Source organism: Mycoplasma mobile 163K (assembly GCF_000008365.1).
Lineage (GTDB): Bacteria > Bacillota_I > Bacilli_A > Mycoplasmatales > Metamycoplasmataceae > Mycoplasma_J > Mycoplasma_J mobile.
This window is the reverse complement of sequence record NC_006908.1, coordinates 479,623-492,969: the sequence shown is the minus strand read 5'-3', so window position 1 is coordinate 492,969 and position 13,347 is coordinate 479,623. Positions and strand designations below refer to the sequence as shown.

The 13,347-nt window shown below is 25.3% G+C and carries 10 protein-coding genes; all 10 read left to right on the top strand.

Annotation, left to right across the window (positions count from 1 at the left end; all coding sequences use genetic code 4):
- Entirely contained in the window at positions 1 to 2,400 is a 2,400-nt protein-coding gene (locus MMOB_RS02150) for a glycosyl hydrolase family 65 protein (RefSeq protein WP_011264915.1), read from the top strand.
- 176 nt (positions 2,401 to 2,576) lie between these two features.
- Entirely contained in the window at positions 2,577 to 4,049 is a 1,473-nt protein-coding gene (locus tag MMOB_RS02145) for a maltose-binding protein (RefSeq protein WP_011264914.1), read from the top strand.
- Positions 4,050 to 4,212: 163 nt separating this feature from the next.
- Complete coding sequence (locus MMOB_RS02140) at positions 4,213 to 4,755, top strand: hypothetical protein (protein ID WP_083748442.1); 543 nt, start codon at positions 4,213 to 4,215, stop codon at positions 4,753 to 4,755.
- Positions 4,756 to 5,092: 337 nt separating this feature from the next.
- A complete protein-coding gene (locus MMOB_RS02130) occupies positions 5,093 to 6,577 on the top strand; it encodes a maltose-binding protein (protein WP_011264912.1) in 1,485 nt (494 codons plus the stop codon).
- Between the two features lie 18 nt (positions 6,578 to 6,595).
- On the top strand, positions 6,596 to 7,081 hold the full coding sequence (locus MMOB_RS02125; RefSeq protein WP_011264911.1) for a hypothetical protein: 486 nt from the start codon (positions 6,596 to 6,598) through the stop codon (positions 7,079 to 7,081).
- Positions 7,082 to 7,083: 2 nt separating this feature from the next.
- Positions 7,084 to 7,506 (top strand): hypothetical protein, encoded by a 423-nt coding sequence (locus MMOB_RS02120; RefSeq protein WP_041362911.1) that lies wholly within the window; start codon positions 7,084 to 7,086, stop codon positions 7,504 to 7,506.
- Between the two features lies 1 nt (position 7,507).
- Positions 7,508 to 9,721, top strand: coding sequence for a sugar ABC transporter permease (locus tag MMOB_RS02115; protein ID WP_011264909.1), 2,214 nt, complete (start codon positions 7,508 to 7,510; stop codon positions 9,719 to 9,721).
- A gap of 12 nt (positions 9,722 to 9,733) precedes the next feature.
- Positions 9,734 to 10,177, top strand: coding sequence for an ABC transporter permease subunit (locus tag MMOB_RS03750; protein ID WP_408632420.1), 444 nt, complete (start codon positions 9,734 to 9,736; stop codon positions 10,175 to 10,177).
- On the top strand, positions 10,177 to 11,889 hold the full coding sequence (locus MMOB_RS03510) for a sugar ABC transporter permease (protein ID WP_011264908.1): 1,713 nt from the start codon (positions 10,177 to 10,179) through the stop codon (positions 11,887 to 11,889). The genes MMOB_RS03750 and MMOB_RS03510 overlap by 1 nt, the downstream gene beginning before the upstream one ends.
- 10 nt (positions 11,890 to 11,899) lie before the next feature.
- Positions 11,900 to 12,988, top strand: a complete 1,089-nt coding sequence (locus MMOB_RS02105) for an ABC transporter ATP-binding protein (protein WP_011264907.1) — start codon at positions 11,900 to 11,902, stop codon at positions 12,986 to 12,988.
- Positions 12,989 to 13,347 lie beyond the last annotated feature (359 nt).

The window sequence follows — 13,347 nt, the reverse complement described above, 5'->3', positions numbered from 1 at the left end:
ATGAAAAATAAAATTTTATATGACTACAAAAATATGAAGATAATTCAGGAAGGTTATAGTAATCAAGATACTGCAAAAACTGAATCAATTTTTGCTCAAGGAAATGGTTATTTAGGAATTAGAGCAGTTGATCTAGAATTTTCTTCTTTTAATAAAGAAGGATTCTTTGTGAATGGAATTTTTAACAAAAGTGATGATGCTTCTGTTCCAGAAATGGCTAATCTTGCAAATTTAATGCAAATGCAAATTAAAATCGATGGAAATATTTTTGTTATCAATGAAAATGATAAATACCAAAAATATTTATCTTTAAGTGATGGAAAAGTAAAAAGGATAATAACTTTTAATAGAGAAAATAAGAAATTTGAGCTAAGCACAGAATCATTTGTAAGTAATATTAAAAAAAATATTTATGCTCAAAAAATTATACTAAAACAATTAGAAGGAACTGATTCTAAAATTGTGATTAGCCCCGTTATTAATGGTCAAACAACTAATTCAGGTAATCAACATTTAGAAGAAGGAATTAAAAAACTTTTAGATAATAAAACAATTCAATATATAGAAAAAACTAATTGATCAAAAATAAATGTTATTCATACTATGGTTGTTAAAGCATATAAAGATTTTGATACTAAAACTTTAGAAGCAAAATCATTTTTTGAAAATGGAGTAAGTGATGACATGGTTATTACCATGGCAAGAAGACAAGTAGGTTTTAAAATCAATACAATTCTTTCTACTAAAAAACCTTTTATTATGGAAAAATTAATGGCCGTTAACACTACTGCTGATTTTGAAAAAGAAATGAAATTCGAAGAAGTTGTTACACAAGCTAATAATACTTATAAAATTTTATCCAAAAGTTCTTATGATGAATTGTTTAGTGAAAATATTAAAACATTTGAAAAAATTTACAATGATTTCAATGTAAAAATTAGTGCTAAAACAGAACAAGGAGAATTTCATAATTTAGCTCTTAAATTTGCTCTATTTCACATAAATAATTTTGTACCTAAAGATAATTCATTTTTAAATGTAGGAGCAAAAGGATTAAGCGGCGAAGGATATCAAGGTCATACATTTTGAGATACAGAATTTTTTGTTTTTCCAATTTACTTATTTATAAAACCTGAAGTAGCAAGAGATCTTTTGCTTTATAGATATCATGGAATTGAAGGCGCAAGAAATAAAGCAAAAGAGAAAAAACTAAAAGGAGCACAATATCCTTGGGAAATGGCAAGACCAAATTATGGAGAAGTGTGTCCATATTGAGGGCAGCCTGATGTTAAAACCGGAGTTCAAGTACCAATTGCTTCTAGAGAATATGAAATTCATGTTCCTGGTGATGTTGCTTTTGCTGTAGATCAATATTATGTTGTCACTAAGGATGAAGAATTCATGAACAAATACGGATATGAAATAATTTTTGATACTGCTGTTTTTTGAACTTCAAGAGTAGAAAAAATTCAATCATTAAAATCAAAAGATTATCATTATGAAATAAATGATGTTATGGGTCCTAATGAATACAAGGGGAATATCAATAATAATGCCTTTACAAATCAAATTGCAAAAAGAAATTTAGAACTGGCTTTAAAATATTTTGATAAATTAGAAAAAACAATTGAAGGTAAAAATATCCTAGAAAATGTTTTAAAAAAAATCCCTTATAAAGTAAGTAAATCTTTAATCAAAAAAGTAGCTTCAAAAATTAAAATTCAACAACCAAATAATAAAGGTATTATTGCAGAAAATGATACATTTTTAAAACTTCCTGAATTTGATTTAAGTGAATTTCAACTTTTAGGAGATGCTGGTAAAAAGTTATTTAATACAATGGAAGGTATTAAGAGATTAAGTGGACAACTTGTAAAACAAGCTGATGTTGTTTTAACAACTTACATCTTCAAAGAACTTTTTACAGATGATGTTATTAGAAAAAACTTTAAATACTATTTGGATAAGACAACACATGATTCTTCTTTAAGTGCAGTTACTTATGCACTTCAAGGTATTGAATTAAGAGAACTTGAAATAGCTAATAAATTATTTGAATATGCTCTTCAAATTGATTTAGGTACTAATTTTCACTCTTCAGATGCAGGTTATCATGCAGGTTCACTAGCAGCTATTTGACAATTATTTGTTTTTGGATATGGTGGATTTCATTACTATAATGATATTGCTCATTTTAATCCAATACTAAATGAGAATTGAAAAAGTTTAGAATACACAGTTCGAATAAATAAAACTTTAATTACATTAAAACTATTCGAAGAAAAATTTGAGATCACAATTAAAGGTAAAGATATTGAAGTTTTTGTTAATAATAAAAAAGTTATGCTTTCAGAAAAATATAATAAATTAGAAAATCAAACTTTTAAAATAATAAAATAAATGCAATATTTGCATTTTTTTTGACTAATTTTAAATATTTAATAACTATTTCGCGCTAAAACTTTATTTTATGCAAAAAAATAGTTCATTTTGCAATTATTTTTGAAGTTTCTTACAATGTAAGAAGTATAATTATATATATGAGAATTAATATCTTATAAGGAGAAAATTATAAAATGAAAAAAAGAAACAAAATTATTTTTGGAACAGTAGGAATGGTTTCATTGCTAGCACCTTTAGCTGTAGTAGCTTGTGGAACAACATCTGAACAAAATGAAAGAGTAAAACTTTCTTTTGAAAAATCATGAAAACCAATTATCGAAAAAGCACTTAAGACTTTAAGTGCTGAAGACCAATCATTTATAGATTTTGTTGAAATTGCTGATGGTAGTTCAATTCAATATTTAGATACTATTACAAATAAACCAACAGAAGCAGCAGATCTTTTTGTAGTGCCTGCAGATAGATATTCACAATTGATTGAAGGAAATGTAGTACAAGATTTAGGAGCTATTCCTACATTTACAACAAATTTTAGTGTAGTTAATGGAAAAAATTATTCCTATACACTAAATGTAGAATCAGTAATTCAGATTTTTAATAAAAATTTAATCGGAAATGAAACAGGTTGATTAAATTATGAAGATGCAATTGCAACTAATATAACTGATCAAAAAAACTTTTTAACACAATATTCAAATATGTGACATGCATCATCTGTTTTACTATCTACATTTAAAGACGCAGGAGCAACATTAAGTCCTGCAGAGTATGTTGATGGTTCATCAGCATTTATTAAACAAGAAGGAACGACTGTAACAGCACCTTTTTTAGATCAAACTAATATTGCTACACAAATTAAATCAACTGTTACTAAATTATGAGAATATAATAATAATTTAAGAAAATCAACAAATACTAGTTACCAAAATTTTGCAAATAATGCCCAAGGTTCAAGCAGAGACACAATTATTAGACAAGGTTTAGCTTCAGGCACTATATCTTCTACAGTTGATGGACCTTGAATTGTAAATGATTTAGTAGCAAGAATTTTACTTGCTAATGAAAATAATAAAGCAGCTGCAGTAACAATGTTGCAAAATATAAAAACTGCAATTTTACCAAAAGTAGCTACTAAAGATGCATTTCATTTTTTAAGTGGATGAGGTTATAGTGTCAATAGAGCTGGTTTAACTAAATTAGGAGCAAATAATGCTACTGCAATACAAAAAAAATTGGATTTAGAAAAAAGAATTTTAGCTGCAATTACTTCTAAAGATTTAGCAAATGATTGATTCTTAAATGCAGGTAAAATTTCCGCAACTGAAGGAGCTAATGTTAACTTATCATCCGATATAATTAATTCTATTCAATTAACTGATCCAACTAAAATAGATGGGTCTAAACTTAATTTAGATCAATGAACATCTACAGCAGGTTTTGCTGAAGCTCTTTCAGCACTTTATACAAGTGTCACATCATCAGTAATAAATCAAAGTAAAAATAATGTTCCTTTACCAACTATTTCTAAATTTGGAAGATATTGAGATTCTTGAGATAAAAATGGACTTTCTGCTGCGACATTTAGTACAGCTGATCAATTCTACAATGTCTTTAAAGAAAATATTAAAAAATCAAATAATGAATAGTAGAACAATACAAATCAAATTGCAAAAAGAAATTTAGAACTGGCTTTAAAATATTTTGATAAATTAGAAAAAACAATTGAAGGTAAAAATATTTTAGAAAATGTTTTAAAAAGAATTCCTTATAAAGTAAGTAAATCTTTAATCAAAAAAGTAGCTTCAAAAATTAAAATTCAACAACCAAATAATAAAAGTATTATTCAGAAATGATACATTTTTAAAACTTCCTGAATTTGATTTAAGTGAATTTCAACTTTTAGGAGATGCTGGTAAAAAGTTATTTAATACAATGGAAGGTATTAAGAGATTAAGTGGACAACTTGTAAAACAAGCTGATGTTGTTTTAACAACTTACATCTTCAAAGAACTTTTTACAGATGATGTTATTAGAAAAAACTTTAAATACTATTTGGATAAGACAACACATGATTCTTCTTTAAGTGCAGTTACTTATGCACTTAAAGGTATTGAATTAAGAGAACTTGAAATAGCTAATAAATTATTTGAATATGCTCTTCAAATTGATTTAGGTACTAATTTTCACTCTTCAGATGCAGGTTATCATGCAGGTTCACTAGCAGCTATTTGACAATTATTTGTTTTTGGATATGGTGGATTTCATTACTATAATGATATTGCTCATTTTAATCCAATACTAAATGAGAATTGAAAAAGTTTAGAATACACAGTTCGAATAAAAAAACTTTAATTGCATTAAAACTATTCGAAGAAAAATTTGAGATCACAATTAAAGGCAAAGATATTGAAGTTTTTGTAAATAATAAAAAAGTTATGCTTTCAGAAAAATATAATAAATTTGAGAATCAAACTTTTAAAATAATAAAATAAATGCAATATTTGCATTTTTTTGACTAATTTTAAATATTTAATAACTTTTTTGCACAAAAACTTTATTTTGTGCAAAAAAATAGTTCATTTTGCAATTATTTTTTGAAGTTTTTCACTAATGATTATTCAGTAGGGGTATAATATATATATGATATATTAGTATTTTATATATCAATAATCAAGGAGAAAATAACATAATGAAAAAGAGGAATAAAATTATTTTTGGAACAGCAGGAGCGATTTCATTAATAACTCCATTAGCTGTAGTAGCTTGTGGCACAACAACCGGAACCTCTCAAGCAAATGAAAGAGTAAAACTTTCTTTTGAAGAACCATGAAGACCAGTTATTTTAAAAGGACTTAATAGTTTAAGTGCTGAAGATAGAGCGCTTGTCGATTTAGTTCCGATTCCCAATGAAGGTTCACTTCAATATTTATTAGAAACAGTAATTCTTAGACCAACAGATGCTGCAGATCTTTTTGTAGCTCCTGCAGATAGATATTCACAATTAGTTGAGTCAAATATAGTACAAGATTTAGGAACTATTCCTACATTTACAACAAATTTTGGTGTAGTTAATGGAAAAAATTATTCATATACACTAAATGTTGAATCAGTAATTCAGATATTTAATAAAAATTTAATCGGAAATGAAACAGGTTGATTAAATTATGAAGATGCAATTGCGACTAATATAAATGATCAAAAAAACTTTTTAACACAATATTCAGATATGTGACATGCATCATCTGTTTTACTATCTACATTTAAAGACGCAGGAGCAACATTAAGTCCTGCAGAGTATGTTGATGGTTCATCAGCATTTATTAAACAAGAAGGAACGACTGTAACAGCACCTTTTTTAGATCAAACTAATATTGCTACACAAATTAAATCAACTGTTACTAAATTATGAGAATATAATAATAATTTAAGAAAATCAACAAATACTAGTTACCAAAATTTTGCAAATAAAGCTCAAGGTTCAGATAGAAATACAATCATTAGACAAGGATTAGCTTCAGGTGATGTAGCTTCTACAATTGAAGGGCCTTGGATGATAAATGATTTAGTAGGAAGAATTTTACTTGCTAATCAAACTAATAAAGCAGCTGCGGTAACAATGTTGCAAAATATAAAAACTGCAATTTTGCCAAAAGTTGCTAATAAAAATGCATCTCATTTTCTAAGCGGATGAAGTTATAGTCTTAATAGAGCTGGTTTAGCTAAATTAGGAGCAACTAATACTGCTGCAATACAAAAAAAATTGGACTTATCAAAAAGAATTTTAGCTGCCATTACTTCTAAAGATTTAGCAACTGATTGATTTCTAAATACAGGTAGAATTTCCGCAACTGAAGGAGCTAATGTTAACTTATCAGCCGATATAATTAATTCTATTCAATTAACTGATCCAACTAATCCAAATGGTTCCAAACTTAATTTATCTGATTGAGTATCTACAACAGGTTTTGCTGATTCTCTTTCAGCACTTTATACAAGTGTTATATCATCAGTATCAGATCAAAGTAAAAATAATGTTCCTTTACCAACTATTGCTAAATTTGGAAGATATTGACAATTTTGAGATGAACTTGGACTTTCTGCTGCAACATTTAGTACAGCTGATGCTTTTTATAATGTTTTTAAACAAAATATTAATAGATCAAATAATGAATAGTAGAACAACAATAATAAAATGAATTTTTTTACACAATCACAAAGCAAAGTTAACTTAAATAACATTTTGTTTTATTCTTTTCTTAGTATCTCTTTAATTTCAGTGATTTTAATTGTAATTTCAGGTCTTGTTTCTTTACTATCTACTGATCAATTAAATAGTTTTATAATACAAAAAAAATTAGAGAATTTAAGCATGACTGAAGCATTTGATCGCTTCAAACTAGAAAGTATAGTCAAAATTTTTGTCAATTCAATAGTTATAATTTTTTTCGGAATATATTCTTATTTTGGATATAGCAAGATAAAAGTAGGTTATGTATTTGTAATATTTTGAACCTTCTTATGAATTGGAAATATTTTAAGTTCTTGATTATTAACAAACGAATTATGATATAGCATTTTTGCAACATTAATTTCAATTGGTGCTATTATTGCTTTATTTTATTTATTTGTCTTACTTCACCAAAATAATTTTTATTTAAAAAATAAAGAAAGATGGTAGTAATGGCATTTAGAATAGATGCTAAGTGTTTTAAATGTGAAACAAAAATTGAATTTATACACGGTAAGCTTAATCAAACTCAAAAAGTCGAAGATGTTTTAAATCTTCTTGTTAAAGAAAAAGATTTTTTTAAAAAATTAAGTAATGAGCAAAAAAAATTATTAATCGATAACTTATTTGAAGGTGAAATTGAATTATTAAAAAATAATATTTTAGAATCTGCTTCTTTTTACATTAATACTTTTTATGTGGAAAAAAGTACCAAATATTTGCCCATGTTATTTTTAAAAATTGATGGAAAATTATATAAAAGAGAATATGAAAATGCGCAGGCTTTAATAGTACAAAAAATGAATGAAAATCTATTTTGCCCTAATTGTGATAAATGAAGTATGGAAGTAGAAAAAATATGGGAGGTTAAATAAAATGGAATTCATTAAAAATTTAAATTTAAAATATGCTGATAAAAATGAATATGAAGCAATTGCTCTTAAAGCTGATATTAAAAGTTCTTTAAATGGTAATAAAATTAAAAAAGATATCTTTAAAAAAACTAATAAAGAATTAGTTAAAAAAGATTACTATTCTATTAAATCTAGTTACACTAAATCCAAACTTGCTTTAATAAAACTAAAAGAAAACAGTAAAATAGAATTTGATGTTTTGAAAAGAAATTTCTTAAAAGAAAAGCAAATTTTGCTTGATTCAAAAAAATCTATTTTTATTAAAAACTCAATTAAAGTTTTAAATGAAAAATTAGAGCAAGAAAAAAGTTTAGCCTATTTTTCAATAGATGACAAATTGAAATTAAGTCAAACTCTTGATGATTTAGAACAAATCTACAAACAAAAAAGAGAAGAATTGAATAAATACGAAAGCAAAGTAGATATTGATAAAAAAATTTATTCTCTTGAAAATGATTTAAAAAGTCAAATTCAAAAAAATAAAACAACACTAAAAAGTAAATTGAATTATCAAAAAAAGAAACTAAAATTGGAAAGGAATATTTTTCTATCTAAACTAGTAAAATATAGAATTAAGAATTTTTGACTTAAAAGAAAAACATATGCTGAATTGTGAAAAGAAAAACACTGTTTAATTTCTGAAGCTAGAATTTCACAAAAAAACTTATTAAAGAAAAAAATTTATTTAAATGCTTTTTTTGAACCAATAATTGAAGAAAAAATTTCTCAAAACAAAGTAAAAAAATTGAGAAAAATTTCTTCAAGAAGAAGCTTTTTAAAAAAATTTAAAAATGAACCTTTTAAAGAACAAAAAGCAAAAATTGAATATATCAAAGCAAAATTAAGTGTTTATCAAAAAATGTCTGATAATAGTTTTAATTCAAAATTGAAGATTTTAGAATATTCAGTGAAACTAGAACATGAAATTAAAGTTTTGTCAATTTTAGAAAATTATAAAAGTCAAATTGAATATGCAAAAAAAGAATTAGCAAATACTCCTAAAAAATCTCCTGAAATTGTTTTGCAAATTCAAAAACAAAAAATAATTGCAAAAAATAATTACATAAAAGAAATTATGAGAATTAAAAAAGATTATTCAATGGGTAAATTTTCTAAATCATCTAAAAAGAATTCTATTATATCTGCTAAAAAGCAATTGAAATTCGAAAGAAATTCAGCATGCTTAATTAATCAATATTTAATAGCAAGTGAAAAATTGAAATTTTTATATATTGATAAAAAAAGACAAATTGAAAAAGAATACAAAATAATGAACTCAACAATTGATGATGCTCAGAAAAATATTCCTACTAAAATGCCAAAATATCAAAAATGAATAGCTATGCTCTTTTCATTTTTACTTCCAGGTCTAGGACAACTTTTAAATAGACAATATGTAAAAGGTGCAATTATTTTAGCAATTTCTGTTTTTATGTGAGCTTTTCTAATACCTTTAACATTTGGTTGAATAGGATCTTCAGAAGGTGATGGTGTTTTTGGTTTAGGGATTCTTTCTCCTAATGTAGGAGGAATAATACTAGGTGATATATTTTTAGATGCTCGATTCAGATTAATTGAAGGAATAATTGCTATTATGACTTTATCTGTAAGTTTAGTAATTATTTTAACAACTATGAGAGATGCTTATATCACTGGTAAATGGTTATCTCAAGGAATAAGATCAAAAAATAGTAGACACTTAAGAAATTATTTAGCGAATAATGGTTCTCCTTTAATTATCTTAACACCTGCTTTTGTTTTAATAGCACTAATTGTTATTCTACCTTTAATGGCAACAATATTACTTGCCTTTACAGATTATGGAATTCGAATTGGAATACCTGGTATTACCAATCCATTAAACTGAGTTGGTTTTAGTAATTTTGATAGAATATTTACAGGTGATTTTGGTCCAAGTATTGCCTTTGTTACAAGTTGAACTATAATTTGAACTGTTTCAGTTTCTTTAGGTGTTATATTTATCGGAACACTATTAGCAATTATTGTTGATAATAAAAGAATTAAAGGTAAAATTATTTGATCTACAATTTATGTATTGCCATGAGCTATTCCAGCATTTGCCACAATTCTATTTTTCTCAATTGCTTTTGGGAATGGAACTTCAGGTATATATAATCAAATTTTTGGAACAACAATAGATTTCCAAGGTTCATAATTTTGGGCAAGATTAACTGTTATTTTAATTCAAATATGATTAGGACATTCTTATATATTCCTATTAATTTCAGGAGTAAAGAAAAGTATTTCTAATGATTTTTATGAAGCAGCATCTATTGATGGAGCTTCAAAATGAAAACAATTTGTTAAAATTACTGCACCTATAATTCTTGTTCAAATATTACCATTATTAATAGGTCAAATTGTTTTTAACTTTAATAACTTTGGAGTAATTTTCCTATTTAATGGTGGAGGACCAGCAGTTGGGCAATCACTTGCTGGGAGTCCTGGCGCAACAGATATTATTATTTCATTAATTTTTAAATTAACAACAACAGCCCCTAATAGAATTGCTTTAGCATCAGCATTTACTCTATTAGTATCAGTATTTATTGTAGTGATTTCATCTATTGTATTTATACGTAGTAAATCATTTAAAGAAAAAGGAGCATAATGTTAAAACAAGCAAATGTAATCAAGATGCAAAATCTTGAATTAAATAAAATGTTTTCAAAGTTAAATCCTTTTAAAACTTCAAAAGTTAAATCCTTTAGATTAGATTTAAGTGATAATGTAATAAAAAACATAAAGTCAGAATTAACTATTTTTAAACAAAAAGAAAAGTTAAATTTTAAAATGATGAGTGAAATAAAAAAACTTTTAAATAAATCTGATACGAGAAATTTTTTAACTATTTTTACACAAGAAATTTTTAAAAACAAAAAAACTAAAAGTAATCCTAGAATTATTAATTTTTTAAGTGCTATAAAAATAGCTTCAATTGTTTCTCTATACCCAATTCAATTTAGAGGATTGAGAAAATCATTGCAATTAGTAAGTAAAGATTTGGAGAATTTTGCTATTTATTTAGCAAATAAATATTCAGATGAATTTGCAAAAGAGCTTAAATCATTATTTTTTGATTTAGAAAAATATGCAAAAATAAGTCAAACAATAATTGACAAAAAAATCGATAAGATTAGAAATTTATTTTGAAATAAAATTCAATACTTATCAAAAATCATTTCAAATGAAGTATTTAAAATAACAGGCAAAAATCAAAATGATTTAGAACAAGCATATTTATATTTAGCGCAATATCAAGTATTGTTCAATGAAATTAGTAGTTACATCAAAAGTGAAAAAAATGATTCACTTGCTAAAAATTTATCTTTTGATTTAATTTCAAAAGAAGTTGCTAGTAAGTATGAAAAAGTAGGCTTTTATTCAGAAAAAATCATTGATAATTATGCAGAATTTCAAACACATATTTCAGAAACTGATGATAAAATTTCTCTTTCTGATTTAGCTCCTTTAAAACCTTCTGGAGTAATTTCATTAATTTTTAATTACATAACAATTATCATTTGAGCTATTATTATTTTGTTTCCTATTTTCCAAATTTTAATATTATCTTTTGATGGATCAGGGGTTAATACTCTAGGAGATAATGAAAATATAGGAGGAGGTTTTTCATTTATACACTATGAGAAATTATTTACACAAACAGATTTTGGTTTATGATTAGGAAATTCAATCATAGTTGCTATTTCAACAATGATTATCACAGTGCTTTTTACAACATTTCTAGCTTATGCTTTTTCAAGATTTAGATTTAAGGGTAAAAGTAGTTCATTAATTATTATTTTAGTTTTACAACTTGTTCCTTCTGTTGCATCTTTAACTGCATTTTTAGTTTTATTTCAATTAACCCAATTACCTCTATTAATATTCTTGATTATAATTTATAGTGGTGGAGCAATCACAGGGAATACATTTGTTATAAAAGGTTATATGGATTCAATACCAAGAGATTTAGATGAAGCAGCAAAAATTGATGGTTCATCTAATTTAAAAGTTTTTAGAAGTATACTAGTTCCATTAGCAAAACCAATTATTGCAATTGTTGCACTATGATCTTTCATAGGACCATTTGGAGATATTATCTTGCCAATTCTATTATCTGATGGATCATTAGCATCAGTTAAGCAATTAACAATAGCTGCTGGTTTAAGAACACTTGTAATTTCAACTTCTCCAGGAGCACCTATATTCCAATATGAATATCTTGCAGGAGCAATCATCACTTCCATTCCTATTACTTTATTATTTGTTTTTGCACAAAGATTTATTGTAGGTGGATTAACATCAGGGGCTGTAAAATAAAGGAGATATTATGAAAATAGAATTAAGAAATATTGCAAAAAAATATGAAGGAAGAGAAAATTATACTTTGGAGAACATAAATCTCTCTATTGATGATAATGACTTCTTAATCATTTTAGGTCCTTCTGGATGTGGTAAAAGTACACTTTTAAGAATGATAGCAGGCCTAAATTCAATCACAAAAGGTGATTTAGTTTTTGATGGAATAAGAGTTAATGGTCTAAGTCCAAAAGATAGAGATATCGCTATGGTATTTCAATCTTATGCTTTATACCCACACATGACTGTTTATCAAAATATTGCTTTTGGTCTTAAAGTAAGAAAAGAAAGAAAAGATGTAATTGATAGAAGAGTTAAAGACATTGCAAAAATTTTACAAATTTCTGAGTATCTTTCAAATAAACCTTCAGATATCTCTGGAGGTCAACGTCAAAGAGTTGCATTAGGTAGAGCAATAGCTAGAAAACCTAAGTTATTTTTAATGGATGAGCCTCTTTCTAATCTTGATGCTAAATTACGTGAATCAATGAGAATTGAATTAGTAAGAATTCATAGATTATTAGAATCTACAACTATTTATGTAACGCATGATCAACTAGAAGCTATGACTATGGGTACAAAAATTGTTGTTATGAATAATTCTAAAATTCAGCAAATTGGAAAACCATTAGACTTATACAATAAACCAGTAAATTTATTTGTAGCTAAATTTATTGGAAATCCTACAATTAATGTTTTTGAAGGTAGTTATGAAAATGGTTATTTTATTAGTGAATCAGGAATTTTAAAAATTAAATTAAATGATAGTGATAATGAAAAAATTCAAATAAAAGGTTCAAAAAAAATAACTTTATGTGTTCGTTCAGAAGATATTTATTTAACTAAGGAAAATAATGAAGATAAAATTATTGCAAAATCTGAGTTTGTAGAAATTTTAGGAAAAGAAAAACAAGCTTTTTTTGTAATTGATGGAAAGCATTCTTTTGTTGCATCACTACACTCTTCTGCTAATATTCAAGTTGAAAAAAATTATACCTTTACTTTTGACAAAAATAAACTACATATTTTTGACACTGCAAGTACTAATAGAATTAACTAATTTTTATAAAATTTACAATAAAAAAATAAATCATGCAAAGTGATTTATTTTTATTTAAATTTGGTATTTTTTTTGAATTTTTAAAAGAAGTTTTTAAACTTATTTGTAAGCTAAAAAATTTTAATTCTTTTAATTCATATTTAATTTAATATTTTTAAACATTTAATGATAAAAATTTAGAATTCATTACACATTTTCAATTTTGTTTTTTTCATTAAATTGTCAAATTCAAATTACTCTAAATTTCTTAGTTTTAGTCTTTTAATTTAAATTACTCACATAATTATTTACAAAAAATCTTTTTAATGATTCTATATAAGAGTTTAAATTTTAAAATTAATTTAAAATAAAATTATTAA